We start from the raw sequence: 15,451 nt of genomic DNA, 5'->3' as shown, positions 1-15,451 counted from the left end.
GCCTCAATTGATGCCGCAGTGGCACCCCTTTTTGCATTTTGCGCCTGGGTGACCCTGAACCCCTATTTTCTCTGGAACTCCTTGCGCCACATGGCAATTGCCGGCCTGCTCTCCGGCGCTCTTGCCGTTACAGCTTTCATACTGGGCGATCGCCCGCGCAGGCGTGAAATACTCGGGTTCGTACTGATTTGCCTGTTCGTGATCTATATCAGCATGCTCCCAAAGGTCGACGGAAGCACGACTCGTTGGTATTTCGTACTGCCCACACTGATGGCACTCCTGGTCTTTTCCGATGAAAGACGCGGTAAGGTGTTGCAATGGTTCGGCTGGATTTTTTCCATCAGCCTGATACCCGGCATTGTCGTGTCGATTTGCACCATCGCCAACATACCGGTCGCATTCGACAAGGTGCCCCTGTTGAACCCGACCATGGCTGAAGCAGGCGGCTATTACCTGCATGCTCCAGGTGCCCTGCTGCTCGCAGGCAATCACCTGTCACTGCCATGGGGCGGTGAACTCTATCGACTCTGCGCCATGTATGACGAGCCCGGCATGGTCGGAACCCTGGCAGCCTTCCTATTGGCGGGTAACCGGTTTCGCCTGAAACCACTGCCCTTCCTGTTCGCCTTCATCGGTGGCCTGCTGTCGTTTTCCCTGGCTTTCATTGTCATGGCGCTGATTGGCTTCTCGTTCCGCCTGCTACAGGCCCGCTCGCCACTTACCTTGGTGCCATTGGCCGCACTGGGCCTGTTCGGGCTTCTGGTGCTGGGGGTCATCAAGCCCTCCGCGCCTCCCCCCCTGCCCGTTGCCCAGACGGCCGTGCAAACGCCAGCCGATGCAACACCTTTGCAGAGCAGAGAAATCAGTGCACCTTCGAGCAAAGAACTCGCGGCGGAGCCAGCATCAGGCAACGACGTCGTGATGACTCCGCCTGCGCTGCCGTCAATCGTGAAGCCCGAGTCAGAACTTCGCCAGACGCAGTACATCAACAATCGCTCGCTGCCGGAAATGGACAAGCTGCTCGCACGCTATATGGATGCCGATGCCCGCACGCTGCTGTTCGGGCTCGGTGCCGATTCCAGCGTGGTTTATGGAGGCGTGTCGCAGGTCGTCACGCGCTTGTTTACCGACTTCGGACTCATCGGCGCAGCGCTGTTCGGGCTGGGCATGCTCGCCCTGACGCTGGCCATCACCCGCAACGCCAAGCGCCCCCTGTGGGTACTTCTGTTCTTCGTGCTGTTCGGGCTTAGCATCTATCAGCGACCCATCGTTTGGATGCCCTACGCGTTCACCATGTTCATCTGCAGTTCGACCCTGGCTGGGCGGCGGAAGACGCCGCTGCCCCAGCAATACTCCGCAACGTAAGTATTGCGGAGCAGGCCCGTCGAGCGCACGCACCCGACGGGCAGCCGAGGCCGGGTCAGTCCATCATCGACCCACTGCGCAATAGGCAGCGGAAGCGACGCAACATAACCTGAACGGTCGCTGTCCAGGTGTAGTGGTCGATTACGAAAGCCTTAAGCCGCTCACCTTTGAGCTTGAGCTCTTGCCGATCGGCAAGCATCCTTTCCAGGCCAGCAGCAATGCCTTGACTGCTGGCCGGGACCACTAGCCCGCCTTGAACATCCTCGACCTGGTCGAAACCACAGGTATCGGTCAACAGTACCGGCAAACCGACTACCCCTGCTTCCAGTGCCACCAGCGACATGGCCTCTGAACGCGATGGAATGACCAGCATCATCGCCTGGCGATAGACCTGCGTCCGTTGCGCCTCATCAAGAAACCCGATGAAGTGAATACGGCTTTGCAGGCCTGATCCGCTCGCCAGTGCCTGCAGCTCTTGCTGCATGCCGAAATCTGGCCCGGCCATCACGAGCGGATATCGCTGCGCCGCTGGCGTTTCGAGGTATGCCTTGATCAGGTAATCCGGTCCCTTGACCGGTGCAAGCCGCCCCATGAACAGGATGAATGGCTCATCCGGAACCGCCACAGTAGCCGCTTGCTCCACCTTTTCCGGCTCGGAAACGGCATTGCCGATGACCGCAACGGATGCCTGTGGCACTCCCGCCACCTGGGCAATCACGTCCCGCTCAAGCTGCGTGATCGCGATGAATCCGGACGCGGCCTTGATAAGCCAGCGCCCCAAGCAGAGGTGGAAGACTTTCATTATCAGCCGTGGCGAGCCAACCGAAGCGAACTCACCTGCCGGGCAAAGAACGTATGGGCGTCTGGCGATTAACGCAAGCAGCCCCATGGCGACACTGAGCAGATTCCAGTAGCCCATGATATGAAGCACATCGGCATTGCGCACAGCGCGCCATGCACGCCATGGATTAAGCAAGGGCAAGGGAAAGCGGTTGCCGAAGTGACCGGTTATGTACGTCTTGATTCCCAGTTCGTCGAATTCACGCTGCCAGGAGTTTCCATTCATGGCCACGACTTCGCATGAGCTGCCCGCCTTTGCCAGGTGTGTTGCCAGGTGCCGGGTGCGCTCGGCCGTGCCGCCACCTCGTTTCGCATCGAGCGAGATGTTGACCAGAAGCACTTTCATGCCTGTTCCTTCAGCATTTCAATGTAACGATGCAACTGTTGCTTGAAGTCGGCCGTCGCCGGCTGCCCCCACTCCGCCAGTCGGGCTTCCCGGAATCTGCGCATCGGATTGGCATTGCTGATATTGCGCAATCGCAGCAACAACCCCAGCACGGACTGCGGCAAATGCGGCAGATAACGGATCGATGACCGGCCAAAGGCCCGCATCAACTCATCCTGCAGGTAGCCAAAGTTGTTCTCGGCGGCCGCATCGTCGGTAACCAGCACGACCTCACCCTGGCGCACGGCGGGAACTTGCGCCACGAATGCCAAGGTCTGCGCGACTTTTTGAACACTCACCAGATGCATGCGCCGCGACCCGTACAACACGCGGCGCAGCGCCAGCTTCCAGGCAGGCGCCTGGGAAACCTCGTTCACGAACGAGACGATGTTCAAGCCACCCTCTCCGAATACAGCCCCCAGCCGAAGCACCACCACCTCGAAAAGGCCAGCCTGTACTGCGCGCACAACGGCCTCAGCAGCGGCATGCTCGCGCTCGTAAGGTGTCCTGGGGTCGATCCGGGTGTTGGCATCGACCTCGTCGTCTGCAGCTGCGCCAAACACATCGATGCTAGAAACGTGCACATACCGTTTGACCCGGGATTGCCCACAGGCTTGCAGAATGTTGACGATGGCCGGCTCGAACCACCCACTGCCATCCGGCCTGAGCAAGTTGAGTACGGTGCACCCCGGGCCAAGGATCGGGGTCAGCGATGCCGGGTCGTTGACGTCGAATCGCTCGACACGCACGTCAGCTTCAAGCAACCAGTCAGGTTCGCTACGGTGAACTGCATACACAAGATCAAAACCGGCCAGTTCGCTGCGTGCCTCCAGCAAGTGCCGCCCCACGAAACCAGTGCCGCCCAATACCACCAGCTTGTTCATGAGCTGTTCAATTCTCCATGCGAACTATTATGCGAGCCTCGCCCGAACCGCATGTGCGTTGCACCAGCACTCAAGCAACAGAGCACCGGCAGCCAGCGTTCAAGGGGCAGCAAGTCAGAGGTATACCCGTTCCGGGTGCGGTACGAATGGGCAGCCGCCCGACATCGACCCGTCGGGCAGCTGGAACCTTGGTATCTACTTGGACCACACCGTCCGGTTGATGTAGTTCGTGTAGCTATAGACGATTCGTACGACCTGCTTGGACACCGGCCCGCCAAGGTAATCCTGGACGACCGGAATAACCCGCTGGCCACGGTCATGTTGGTTGATCACCACGCGAACGGCGTCCAATACACGCGCTGGCGTCAAACCGCACATGATGAGCGTTCCTTCATCCATGCCCTCTGGCCGCTCATGGGCGTTGCGAATGGTGACCGCTGGCAGATTGAGTAGCGAAGCCTCTTCGGTGATGGTTCCGCTGTCGGAAAGTACGCAAAGTGCGCCCATCTGCAAGCGGATGTAATCCAGCAGCCCATAAGGCTTCACGAAACGGATCAAAGGATGCTCAAGACTTTCGCCCAAGTCTTCCAGACGCTTGCGCGTGCGTGGGTGGGTCGAGACGATGATCGGGTGACCGTAGGCATCGGCCAGCGCACGCAGCGATGCCAACAGGTCGCGTAGGTTCTGCGGCGTGTCGACGTTTTCTTCTCGGTGGGTGCTGACGATGAAGTACTTGCCCTCTTCCAACGACTCCTTTTGGAGAACCGTCGACGCATCGATACGCGGCCGGTAGTAATCGAGCACTTCCTGCATGTGCGAACCGGTCTTGATGATGGTTTCCGGACGAATACCCTCGTCCAGCAGATAGCGCCGGGCGTGCTCGGTCAACACCATGTTGATGTCGCTGAGGTGGTCCAGCACCTTGCGGTTGAGTTCTTCCGGCACGCGCTGGTCGAAACAGCGGTTGCCTGCTTCCATATGGAAGACCGGAATCTTGCGGCGCTTGGCCGCAATAACCGCCAGGCACGTATTAGTGTCACCGTACAACAGCAATGCATCAGGCTTTTCCAGCTCGAAGATTGCGTCAGACTTGGCGATTACCTCTGCAATCGTGCCGGCTGCCGTGGTGCCGACTGCACCAAGGAAGTGGTCCGGCTTACGGATTCCCAGGTCATCAAAGAACACCTGGTTCAGCTCATAATCGTAGTTTTGCCCGGAGTGCACCAGCACATGATGGGCCTGCTCATCGAGCTCGGCGATGACGCGGCTCATCTTAATCAGTTCAGGCCGGGTGCCGACCAGGGTCATGACCTTAAGCATTGAGTTCGTCCTGGATATAGTCGAGCTTCAACAGCAGCGCCTTGATGCCTTCGATGTCGAGGCGCTCGGTATTGTGCGAGGTGTAATCGTCGAGCTCGGAGATATGCTGCTCGCCTTCAACGAAATACTTCTTGTAGTTGAGGTCACGGTTGTCCGCCGGGATGCGGTAGTAGCGCCCCATGTCGTCAGCCTTGGCCATTTCTTCCCGGGAGATCAACGATTCGTAGAGCTTTTCGCCGTGACGGGTACCGATCACTTTTACCGGGTTGTTGCGTTTGAACAGCTGCTTGAGCGATTCTGCCAAGTCGGCAACGGTGGACGCAGGCGCCTTCTGCACGAAGATATCGCCCTGCTCGGCATGTTCGAACGCATGCAGCACCAGATCCACTGAGTCTTCCAGCGACATGAGGAAGCGGGTCATGTTCGGGTCTGTCACCGTCAGTTCGTTATCTGCCTTGAGCTGGTCGACGAAAAGTGGAATGACCGAACCCCGCGAAGCCATCACATTGCCATAGCGGGTCGCACAGATAACTGGCCCCTGCTGCGGAATCATCCGCGACTTGGCAACCATCAGCTTCTCCGCCATGGCCTTGGAAATACCCATCGCGTTGATGGGATAAACGGCCTTGTCGGTGCTGAGCACAACTACCCGCTTGACGCCATTGGCAATTGCCGCATTGAGCACATTCTCGGTACCGACAACATTGGTCTTGACCGCTTCCATCGGGTAGAACTCGCAGGAAGGGACCTGTTTCAATGCTGCCGCATGGAAAATGTAGTCGACCCCGACCATGGCTTCCGCCACACTCTGATAGTCACGTACATCGCCAATGTAGAACTTGACCTTGTCATTGGCCAAGGCAATCCGCATATCTTCCTGCTTTTTCTCGTCGCGGCTGAAGACCCTGATTTCCTTGACGTTGGTATTGAGAAAACGCTTGAGAACAGTATTGCCGAATGAGCCGGTACCACCGGTGATCATAAGAATCTTGTTATCGAACACAAGTGCACCCTTCTAAATTGGTTAATGACGTTGCGCGTGCATAAATTCTATGAGCGCAGGCCAGGCTGGCGGCTCATAACCCGTAACGGTACGGAAACGCGTGGAGTCTAGCGAGCGATCGATCACCAACTTGTCATCCGCGACGATCTGGATGTCTTTGCGATAGACCTTGGCTACCTGTTCAAGCAATGCGAACTTGTCGATGGGCTTGGCCGATACATGGTAGAGCCCCTTCAAGGAACGGTCGGGAATGACGTACTCGAGCATGACCCTGGCCAGTTCCGCGGTCGGCAGCCCCGAGAAGATCGCCTGGGTAAAGCCTTTGACGCTGCCATCCTGAGCCAGAAACCAATCGACCAGGGAAGCGTTGCTCTGCAGTTCATGACCAATGATCGACGTGCGCAGGGTCACGGCATGGTCCAGGTCATGGAGTTCGCCAATGTACTTGGACTTTCCGTACAGGTCGGTGCAGTCCGACTCATCCTGCTCAAGGTACATGCCCTTGGTGCCGGAAAAGACGCAGTCGGTACTGATGTGGATCAGACGTGCACCCGCCACCTTGCACAACTTGGCAAGGCGATGCGGCAGCATAGCGTTGATCGGCAACGCGGTGAGCGGATCCTTAGCATCGGCCAGTTGCTTGATCAGGCCTACGCAGTTGATCACGACATCCGGTTCGGCTTTTGCGAATGCCGCCACCAACGCATCCGCATCGAGCACATCCACACCCGTCAGCAAGCATTCTGCCTGCCGCGGCGAGAAAAACCTGCTGGCGGATGAGGAGCGAAGCGTCCCTGTCACACGATGTTGAGAATTTTCTGAAAAGTACCGAAATACGGCACTCCCCAGCATGCCCGAGACACCCAATACCAAAATATTCATTGCGTCGCCCTGTCCTGTTCAATCCTTTGCTCGAACATCTGCAACAGCGCCTTGCACTGTGCCTTGAGTTCAAAATTTTTCAAGAAATAGGCTCGTGCCTGAGCCCCCATGTAAGCACGGTCCTCAGCGGGCATAGCTTGCAGCGTGCGAATACAGGCCGCAAGCTCCCCAGCATCTTCCGCAGGGCACGTTACACCAGCACCGGCATCATCGATGACGCGGGCACCTTCACCGTCAAGGGAGCCGATGATCGGTCTGCCGGCTGCCAGATAAGCCTGAACCTTGCTTGGAATGGTAAAGCTGAAAATTTCGTCTCGCTTGAGTGTAACCAGCAACGCGCTACTCAGGTCAAAGAGTTCGCTCATTGCCGACCGCGGGTACGCGCCCGCGACAATCAGGTTGTCCAGCCCCAAGCGGGTCTTTTCCTCCAGCAGCCATGCGGCCTTGCTGCCCGTACCGACCATGACTATCCTGGCCTGTGATTGCTCGGCCTTGAGGATGCGCGCCGTCTCGATGATGGTAGGCAGCGCTTGCGCGCTACCGAGGTTGCCTGCGAATACCACGCAAAAATTCGACCGTAACAGATCAGTCAGCGACCCGGGCAGTACCCCAGCCTCGCAGGACTCACTTTGATGCAAATAGGAATTTGGGTAATACGAGATCTTGTCGGCTCGCGCATAACGCTTGACAGGTTCGATAAAGGCTCGCGACTGGACCAACAAAACGTCCACCGCCCAATAGAGCCCCCGAACTAACTGCCCAACAAGGGACAAAAGCGGTTTATTCTTGATAAAGCCGGTGGCCTCCAGACTTTCCGGCCAAAGATCCTGTACCCACAAGTATACTGGCGCGCGATGTGCACATTTCATGGCCAGCGCAGGAATCACGGAAGTAATCGGAGACGGCGCAAAGACGAAATAAATATCGAACTTTTTGCGCCTAGCATGAGGCCAGAAATACCTGACGCCATTGGCAACGAAAGACAGGTAATTCAGGATCAGGTTCTTTGCCCCGCCTTGCCCCCGCGGGCGCAATGGCGCGCGATGAACGGCAATCGTATCGGCGAAGTGATCCTCGACCGTACCATGGGCATGGTATCCAGGGAAAACTTCTCCAGTGGGGTAGTTCGGCTTGCCAGTGAAGACTTCGACATGTGCACCCAGTGAACCCAATTCACGCACGATATCATTGATGATAAAGTTCTCAGGAAAAAAATACTGACTGACAACAGCAATTTTCAATGGGGCTTGCGTCACGCTGACTTATCCTTGTGGGCGTTGCAAAATCGTATCGCTTTTGAATTGCCTGAGAGACCAGGAGTGCTTGCGCGCCAGTGTCAAAATGGGAAATGCCAGCGTTGACACCTTTACCCAGCTCTTTTGACGATATCGGCGAATGTTATTGTAGTTATCCAAGGACCGCCACCTTTGCCCATCAATATGAACCCACGGCAAGGAGATGCTTACCGCAAACCAGTCGAGACCACGCCCGACAAACTACTATTCTGAGCGGCCAGCATCAACCCCCACGCGACACCACTTATGAGTCACCGGAGGTAATAACGAGCCCCTCACGCCGGCGACACGCGGGCCATCACGGAATACTGATGGCGACCGAGCGACCAACCTGCTCGAATCGCCGTGCAATCACATTGCGCAACGCCGCTTTGGCTGCAGCTGCTCCATGGACAAGAACGATGCTTGCGGGCAACTGAGTAGCATTCGAAGCAAAACAAGCAAGCCCAGCCTGATCAGCATGCCCAGAATAACCGGTCACGGTCCGCGTCTTCGCACGTACTTCGTGCATCCGCCCATCCAGATCAACCTGCACAAACCCTTCAGCCCCCTCATTAGCCTGAATCACCGCCCCCGGCGTCCCCTTCGCCTGATACCCCACAAACACCACCTCATGCCGTGGATCCCCCAGCATCGCTTTGAGGTAGTTAACGATCCGCCCACCCGAGCACATACCATTCCCAGCAATCACGATAGCCGGCCGCCCGGTACTCTTCAGATAGTTGACCACCTGCTGATGCTTGCCATGTGTATCCACGCAAACCAACTGCCCGAACCCGAGCGGGTCACGCCCTTCCCCCACCCGTTGCCGAGCCTCGCAGTTCCAGTATTCGTGCAGCTCCGCGTAAGCGCGGGTGATGCGCTGGGCCAACGGCGAGTCAAGAATGACCGGCAAGCGCGACCAGTCGAGCGCAGCGAGCGAATCATCGGCAGGCCCCTGCCTTTGTTCGGCCTGTAGCGATTTGCGGTGGAGGATGCCTTCGATCTCGTACAGCAACTCCTGGGTTCGGCCCAGGCTGAAGGCTGGAATGAGAATGGTGCCGCCATCTACCAAGGCACGGTCGATAACGGCCTCCAGGCGCTGCTGGCGATCGCTGCGGTCGGCGTGCAGGCGATCGCCATAGGTGCTTTCGAGAATGAGGATATCGGCACGCTCAGGGGGCTTCACGGCGCGTAGCAGGGGATTGCCCGGCGCACCGAGGTCGCCGGAGAACACGACGCGCGAGCTGGGTTCGACGCCGGGATAGCGCACGTCGCATTCTACGTAGGCAGAACCCAACAGGTGACCCGCGCGCTGCAAGCGGATGGAACATGCCACGCCCTCCTGCTCGGCCACCAGGTGCCATTGCTCGAAGGGTATTGCCACTATCAACCGCTCCACTAGCGCAAGGTAACGATCGACCTGAGTGGGATCTGCGCTGATACCGAGCTTGTAGGCATCCTCCAGCACCAGTGGCAGTAGCTTGGCCGACGGCTCACTACACAGGATGGGGCCGCGATAGCCGGCAGCCAGCAAGGCCGGGATGCGACCGACATGATCGAGGTGAACATGGGTGATGATCAACGCCTTGATACCGGCTATATCAAAGCCGATGGGGGCAAATTCTGAACCGGGGGCCGCATCGGCACCCTGCTCCAGCCCACAATCGATCAAAAGACTGGTGGTGGCGTCGAGGTGCAGCTGGTGACAGGAGCCGGTTACGCCTCGGGTGCCACCATGATGGGAAAGGGCAGGAAATTCCATACTGCTGCGCGCTCGCCTGGGCCGAAAAAATGAAGTGCCTATTACTTCATTTTCGGGGGCGCGTGCACAGGTGAGACTTTCCTACGAGGGCGTAGGAATTTTCCTCAATTACCGTTAATCAGTGACTGACGGACCGAAGCGCGGATCTTCCGCTTGCTGCGCTGCACGCCATAAGCCCCCAACAGTGGCCCCACTGCGAGCCCAACAACCAGGGCCGCCAACACCGGCACGGCCACGGGGACTTCAGGGGCAGACCAGCCGAACAGGACGAGCGCCACGGCTTGCTGGTTCTCCAGCACGAAGAACAGCACCACAGCCGCCAGCAGCAGCACGAACAGCGCCGCCAGGGCGCGCTTGAGGTTACGCATCAGACTGCTCCTTCATGGCTCAGGGGTGCTCGTGCTCGTCTTCGTTGACCCGGTCACGCAGCTCTTTACCCGGTTTGAAGTGCGGCACGAACTTGCCTTCGAGCTCCACAGACTGACCTGTCTTGGGGTTGCGCCCTACGCGCGGGGCCCGATAGTGCAAGGAAAAGCTGCCAAAACCACGGATCTCGATGCGATCGCCAGTGGCCAGGCATTGGGACATCTGTTCAAGCATGGTCTTGATGGCCAACTCGACGTCCTTGGACGAGAGCAGCCCTTGATGGGTGACAATACGTTCGATCAGCTCCGACTTCGTCATATTTTTCCCTTCGTTATCAAGCAGCTAGATCATTGCTTAATCAGTTTGTAGCACGCTCGGAAGGTTTTGAACAGGGCGGTTCTTGACTTGATAAAAAAATTCAAGATTGGTAGGTAGGGGAAACAAGAGGGGCTGCGTTGCAGCCCATCGCCGGCAAGCCGGCTCCTACAGGGATTGCGGGGGGCATGGGTAAATTCTTGGCACAAAAAAAAGGGGTGGCCCGAAGGCCACCCCTTTTTTGTACCGATCAAACAGAACTTAGTTCTGCTTGGCCATTGCTTCGCGCAGCAGCGCAGCCATGGTGGTGTCGGCAGCCGCTTCCGGAGCGTTTTTCAGGCTCTGGATGGCTTCACGCTCTTCAGCGTCGTCTTTCGACTTGATCGACAGGCTGATGACGCGCGATTTGCGGTCAACGCTGATGATCTTGGCTTCGATCTCTTCGCCTTCCTTCAGGACGTTACGCGCGTCTTCAACGCGGTCACGGCTGATTTCGGAAGCTTTCAGAGTAGCTTCGATGTCGTCGGCCAGAGTGACGATGGCGCCTTTGGCGTCAACTTCTTTCACGATGCCCTTGACGATAGCGCCCTTGTCGTTGACAGCAACGAAGTTGGAGAACGGATCGTCTTCCAGCTGCTTGATGCCCAGGGAGATGCGCTCGCGCTCTGGGTCAACCGACAGGATGACGGTTTCCAGCTCGTCGCCCTTCTTGAAACGACGTACGGCTTCTTCGCCGGTTTCGTTCCAGGAGATGTCGGACAGGTGAACCAGGCCATCGATGCCGCCGTCCAGACCGATGAAGATACCGAAGTCGGTGATCGACTTGATGGTACCGGTGATCTTGTCACCCTTGTTGAACTGGCCGGAGAAGTCTTCCCATGGGTTGGACTTGCACTGCTTGATGCCCAGGGAGATACGACGACGCTCTTCGTCGATGTCCAGAACCATGACTTCCACTTCGTCGCCAACCTGAACGACTTTCGACGGGTGGATGTTCTTGTTGGTCCAGTCCATTTCGGAAACGTGTACCAGACCTTCAACGCCTTCCTCCAGCTCAGCGAAGCAGCCGTAGTCGGTCAGGTTGGTAACGCGAGCTTGTACGCGAGTACCTTCTGGGTAGCGGGCAGTGATAGCAACCCACGGATCTTCGCCCATCTGCTTCAGACCCAGCGAAACGCGGTTGCGCTCACGGTCGAACTTCAGAACGCGTACGTCGACTTCGTCGCCAACGTTAACGATTTCGGAAGGATGCTTGATGCGCTTCCAGGCCATGTCGGTGATGTGCAGCAGGCCGTCGATGCCGCCCAGGTCCACGAATGCGCCGTAGTCGGTGAGGTTCTTGACGATACCTTTGACCTGTTGGCCTTCCTGCAGGGTTTCCAGCAGGGCTTCGCGCTCGGCGGAGTTCTCGGCTTCCAGCACGCTGCGACGGGAAACGACAACGTTGTTGCGCTTCTGGTCCAGCTTGATGACCTTGAATTCCAGCTCTTTGCCTTCCAGGTGGGTGGTGTCGCGCACAGGGCGGACATCAACCAGGGAGCCCGGCAGGAACGCACGGATGCCGTTAACGTCGACAGTGAAGCCGCCTTTAACCTTACCGTTGATAACGCCCTTGACCACTTCTTCGGCGGCGAAAGCTGCTTCCAGAACAATCCAGCACTCGGCGCGCTTGGCTTTTTCACGGGACAGTTTGGTTTCGCCAAAGCCGTCTTCGACCGCGTCCAGCGCAACGTGAACTTCGTCACCGACCTTGATGGTCAGCTCGCCAGCTTCGTTGTAGAACTGCTCGAGCGGGATGACGCCCTCGGACTTCAGGCCAGCGTGTACGGTAACCCAGTCGCCGTCGATGTCGACAACGATACCGGAGATGATCGCGCCCGGCTGAAGATTGAGGGTTTTCAGGCTTTCTTCAAAGAGTTCTGCAAAGCTTTCGCTCATTTTAATTCCTGTAGATTCGGGCGAAACAGACGCCCATCGCCACATTCCAGACAATGTGGGTTTCGTTAAGTAAAGGAAAGCCTGCAGGACGTTGACTGGTGCCCCTGCATGCTCTCCTGGCTATCAGTGCAGATCGCGAAGTGCGATCTCACTCCTGATACGTTGCAACACCTGCTCGATGGACAACTCGGTAGAGTCCAACTGAATGGCGTCTGCCGCTGGTTTCAGCGGGGCCACTGCACGTTGGGTGTCACGCTCATCGCGTGCACGAATCTCATCCAGCAGACTCGACAGACTAACATCTTCGCCCTTGCCCTTCAACTGCAGGTAACGGCGACGGGCACGCTCCTCGGCACTGGCAGTGAGGAACACCTTGAGCGGTGCGTCCGGGAACACCACGGTACCCATGTCGCGGCCGTCAGCAATCAGCCCTGGCGCCTCACGGAACTCGCGCTGACGCACCAGCAATGCGTCACGCACCGCGGGCAGCGAGGCGACCATGGAGGCACCGGCGCCGACGGTTTCGGTACGGATGACATTGCTGACATCCTCACCCTCGAGAATGATCTGTTGAAGCTTACCGGGCTCAGCTGCAATGAACTGCACATCCAGATGGGCGGCAAGCTTGGTCAGCAGCTCTTCGTTGGTGAGGTCGACGCCGTGGTTGCTGGCGTTGAACGCCAGCAACCGGTACAGCGCGCCGGAATCCAGCAGCCGCCAGCCCAGCTCGCGCGCCATCAGGCCGGCAACAGTGCCCTTGCCGGAACCGCTTGGGCCGTCGATGGTGATGACGGGTGGTTGCGAAGTCACAGCTTGCCCTCTTCTGCAACGCGAATACCGACTTCAGCGCAGAGCTTGAGGAAGTTCGGGAAGGAGGTAGCCACGTTGGCGCAGTCATGGATGCGGATCGGCGCACTGGCACGTAGCGAGGCGACACTGAAGGCCATGGCGATACGGTGGTCGCCGTGGCCATGCACCTCGCCGCCGCCGATCTGGCCGCCATCGATGATGATGCCGTCAGGGGTCGGTTCGCACTTCACGCCCAGGGCGATGAGGCCGTCGGCCATGACCTGGATGCGGTCGGACTCCTTGACCCGCAGCTCTTCGGCGCCACGCAGCACCGTACGCCCTTCGGCGCAGGCGGCGGCAACGAACAGCACCGGGAACTCGTCGATGGCCAGCGGCACCAGGTGCTCAGGGATCTCGATACCCTTGAGCTTGGCGCCACGCACGCGCAGGTCGGCCACCGGCTCACCGCCGACTTCACGCTGGTTCTCCAAGGTGATGTCACCGCCCATCAGGCGCAGGATATCGATGACACCGGTGCGGGTCGGGTTGATACCGACATGCTCGAGCACCAGCTCGGAGCCTTCGGCAATCGACGCGGCAACCAGGAAAAACGCGGCCGAGGAGATGTCTGCCGGCACTTCGATGCGGGTGGCGGTGAGCTTGCCACCGGACTGCAGCGAGGCTACCGGGCCATTCGACTCGACCGAATAGCCGAAGCCGCGCAGCATGCGCTCGGTGTGGTCGCGGGTTGGCGCAGGCTCGGTAACGGTGGTCTTGCCTTCAGCGTACAGGCCGGCCAACAGCAGGCAGGATTTGACCTGGGCACTGGCCATCGGCAGCGTGTAGGTCAGCGCTTTGAGCTTGTGGCCACCACGAATGGTCAGGGGCGGACGGCCTTCGGGGCCGGTCTCGACCACCGCACCCATTTCGCGCAGCGGGTTGGCCACACGGTTCATCGGGCGTTTGGACAGCGACGCGTCGCCGGTCATGGTGACATCGAACGACTGGCCGGCCAGCAGGCCCGACAGCAGGCGCATCGAGGTACCCGAATTGCCCACGTAAATCGGCCCGGGCGGCGGCTTGAGGCCGTGCAGGCCGACACCGTGAATGGTCACGCGGCCATGGTTCGGCCCTTCGATAACCACACCCATGTCGCGGAAAGCCTGCAGGGTCGCCAGGGCGTCCTCGCCTTCCAGGAAGCCTTCGACTTCGGTCGTGCCTTCGGCCAGCGAGCCGAGCATGATCGAACGGTGGGAAATCGACTTGTCGCCCGGTACACGGATTCGCCCGGTCAGGCGGCCACCCGGTTGGGCCAGGAAAATCAGATCGTTGGCGTTCATAGCGTCCACATAGGCCCGGCGGGCCAGGATTTTACTGAAATGCTCGCGGGCAACGCGTGCGCGGGTGAATACACCCAGCAACTGGTGCCCGTCCCCAGCATCGACCGCGTCGCGCAAGGCGTCGAGATCGCTGCGAAATGTGTCCAGGGTGCGCAGGACAGCCTCGCGGTTGGCGAGGAAGATGTCGTGCCACATGGTCGGATCACTGCCGGCGATTCTCGTGAAATCGCGGAAACCACCTGCAGCGTACCGGAAGATCTCGAGGTTTTCATTGCGCTTGGCCAGCGAATCGACCAGGCCGAAGGCCAGCAGGTGCGGCAGATGGCTGGTGGCGGCCAGGACCTCGTCGTGGCGCTCCACCGACATGTGCTCGACATCGGCATCCAGCGCGCGCCACAGGCGATCGACCAGCGCCAGGGCGGCGGGATCGGTTTCAGGCAGCGGCGTGAGGATGACTTTGTGGCGGCGGAACAGGGTGGCATTGGAGGCCTCTACCCCGCTCTGCTCGGAGCCGGCGATAGGGTGGCCGGGCACGAAGCGCGGCAGACGCTGACCGAACACGGCGCGCGCCTCGCGCACGACGTTGCCTTTGGCACTGCCGACGTCGGTGATGACGGCGTCGCCGAGATCAAGCCGAGCCAGGCGGGCCAGCACCTTTTCCATGGCCAGGATGGGCACGGCGAGCTGGATGACATCGGCGCCGATGCAGGCGGCGGCGAGGTCTTCTTCGCAGCGGTCGACTACGCCCAGGTCTACGGCGAGCTTGCGTGACGGTGCGTCCAGATCGACACCCACCACTTCGCGGCACAGGCCGCTTTCACGCAGGCCTTTGGCGAAGGAACCGCCGATCAGGCCGAGACCTACGACCACAAGGCGACCGATGATTGGCGCGGGTTTGGTTGTTACGGCATTTACCACTGGTGCGAACCCTGTTCAGAAATCTATGCAGTTCTGCTGGACCGCTGGGGGCGCTTTGGCGCCCATC

General features: G+C 59.0%; 13 protein-coding genes. 1 reads left to right on the top strand and 12 read right to left on the bottom strand.

The features are described 5' to 3' along the window. The first annotated feature begins 18 nt into the window (after positions 1-18). On the top strand, positions 19-1,365 hold the full coding sequence (locus ACFY68_RS23760; protein ID WP_387532468.1) for a hypothetical protein: 1,347 nt from the start codon (positions 19-21) through the stop codon (positions 1,363-1,365). A 55-nt stretch (positions 1,366-1,420) separates the two neighbouring features. Here the strand turns inward: ACFY68_RS23760 and ACFY68_RS23755 are convergent, their stop codons facing one another. The 12 genes from ACFY68_RS23755 to ACFY68_RS23700 form a co-directional block, all read right to left on the bottom strand. Beyond that, the gene (locus ACFY68_RS23755; RefSeq protein ID WP_387532465.1) at positions 1,421-2,551 is read right to left on the bottom strand and encodes a glycosyltransferase; all 1,131 of its coding nucleotides are present in this window, start codon (positions 2,549-2,551) and stop codon (positions 1,421-1,423) included. Then, positions 2,548-3,474 carry an NAD-dependent epimerase/dehydratase family protein gene (locus tag ACFY68_RS23750; RefSeq protein WP_387532462.1) on the bottom strand — a complete coding sequence of 309 codons (927 nt, stop codon included), beginning with the start codon at positions 3,472-3,474 and terminating at the stop codon, positions 2,548-2,550. Before ACFY68_RS23750 ends, ACFY68_RS23755 begins: the two co-directional genes overlap by 4 nt. A gap of 195 nt (positions 3,475-3,669) precedes the next feature. Continuing rightward, positions 3,670-4,794, bottom strand: coding sequence for a non-hydrolyzing UDP-N-acetylglucosamine 2-epimerase (gene wecB, locus ACFY68_RS23745; RefSeq protein WP_387532459.1), 1,125 nt, complete (start codon positions 4,792-4,794; stop codon positions 3,670-3,672). Next, positions 4,787-5,797: a polysaccharide biosynthesis protein gene (locus tag ACFY68_RS23740; protein WP_387532456.1), complete on the bottom strand. Its 1,011-nt coding sequence runs from the start codon at positions 5,795-5,797 to the stop codon at positions 4,787-4,789. The genes wecB and ACFY68_RS23740 overlap by 8 nt, the downstream gene beginning before the upstream one ends. 21 nt (positions 5,798-5,818) lie before the next feature. Next, positions 5,819-6,679: a dTDP-4-dehydrorhamnose reductase family protein gene (locus ACFY68_RS23735; RefSeq protein ID WP_387532453.1), complete on the bottom strand. Its 861-nt coding sequence runs from the start codon at positions 6,677-6,679 to the stop codon at positions 5,819-5,821. Further along, complete coding sequence (locus tag ACFY68_RS23730) at positions 6,676-7,935, bottom strand: glycosyltransferase family 4 protein (protein ID WP_387532450.1); 1,260 nt, start codon at positions 7,933-7,935, stop codon at positions 6,676-6,678. The genes ACFY68_RS23735 and ACFY68_RS23730 overlap by 4 nt, the downstream gene beginning before the upstream one ends. 337 nt (positions 7,936-8,272) lie before the next feature. Then, positions 8,273-9,718 carry an MBL fold metallo-hydrolase gene (locus ACFY68_RS23725; protein ID WP_387532447.1) on the bottom strand — a complete coding sequence of 482 codons (1,446 nt, stop codon included), beginning with the start codon at positions 9,716-9,718 and terminating at the stop codon, positions 8,273-8,275. A gap of 104 nt (positions 9,719-9,822) precedes the next feature. Beyond that, on the bottom strand, positions 9,823-10,086 hold the full coding sequence (locus ACFY68_RS23720) for a lipopolysaccharide assembly protein LapA domain-containing protein (RefSeq protein ID WP_346615928.1): 264 nt from the start codon (positions 10,084-10,086) through the stop codon (positions 9,823-9,825). Positions 10,087-10,105: 19 nt separating this feature from the next. Beyond that, positions 10,106-10,402 (bottom strand): integration host factor subunit beta, encoded by a 297-nt coding sequence (gene ihfB, locus ACFY68_RS23715; protein WP_008095149.1) that lies wholly within the window; start codon positions 10,400-10,402, stop codon positions 10,106-10,108. Between the two features lie 258 nt (positions 10,403-10,660). Beyond that, positions 10,661-12,337 (bottom strand): 30S ribosomal protein S1, encoded by a 1,677-nt coding sequence (gene rpsA / locus ACFY68_RS23710; protein ID WP_012313291.1) that lies wholly within the window; start codon positions 12,335-12,337, stop codon positions 10,661-10,663. A 123-nt stretch (positions 12,338-12,460) separates the two neighbouring features. Beyond that, positions 12,461-13,147 (bottom strand): (d)CMP kinase, encoded by a 687-nt coding sequence (gene cmk, locus ACFY68_RS23705; RefSeq protein ID WP_387532442.1) that lies wholly within the window; start codon positions 13,145-13,147, stop codon positions 12,461-12,463. After that, a complete protein-coding gene (locus ACFY68_RS23700) occupies positions 13,144-15,351 on the bottom strand; it encodes a bifunctional prephenate dehydrogenase/3-phosphoshikimate 1-carboxyvinyltransferase (RefSeq protein WP_387532584.1) in 2,208 nt (735 codons plus the stop codon). Before ACFY68_RS23700 ends, cmk begins: the two co-directional genes overlap by 4 nt. Between the last annotated feature and the right edge of the window lie 100 nt (positions 15,352-15,451).

This window comes from Pseudomonas sp. NPDC012596 (assembly GCF_042902325.1).
GTDB lineage: Bacteria > Pseudomonadota > Gammaproteobacteria > Pseudomonadales > Pseudomonadaceae > Aquipseudomonas.
Note: the sequence above shows the minus strand (reverse complement) of the source record. Positions and strands in the feature narration are given on the sequence as shown.

Excerpts from the sequence above, each read along its gene's own strand:
- rpsA (WP_012313291.1), bottom strand. The coding sequence starts at position 12,337 with ATGAGCGAAAGCTTTGCAGAACTCTTTGAAGAAAGCCTGAAAACCCTC.
- ACFY68_RS23720 (WP_346615928.1), bottom strand. The coding sequence starts at position 10,086 with ATGCGTAACCTCAAGCGCGCCCTGGCGGCGCTGTTCGTGCTGCTGCTG.
- ihfB (WP_008095149.1), bottom strand. The coding sequence starts at position 10,402 with ATGACGAAGTCGGAGCTGATCGAACGTATTGTCACCCATCAAGGGCTG.
- ACFY68_RS23725 (WP_387532447.1), bottom strand. The coding sequence starts at position 9,718 with ATGGAATTTCCTGCCCTTTCCCATCATGGTGGCACCCGAGGCGTAACC.
- ACFY68_RS23755 (WP_387532465.1), bottom strand. The coding sequence starts at position 2,551 with ATGAAAGTGCTTCTGGTCAACATCTCGCTCGATGCGAAACGAGGTGGC.
- wecB (WP_387532459.1), bottom strand. The coding sequence starts at position 4,794 with ATGCTTAAGGTCATGACCCTGGTCGGCACCCGGCCTGAACTGATTAAG.
- ACFY68_RS23750 (WP_387532462.1), bottom strand. The coding sequence starts at position 3,474 with ATGAACAAGCTGGTGGTATTGGGCGGCACTGGTTTCGTGGGGCGGCAC.
- ACFY68_RS23735 (WP_387532453.1), bottom strand. The coding sequence starts at position 6,679 with ATGAATATTTTGGTATTGGGTGTCTCGGGCATGCTGGGGAGTGCCGTA.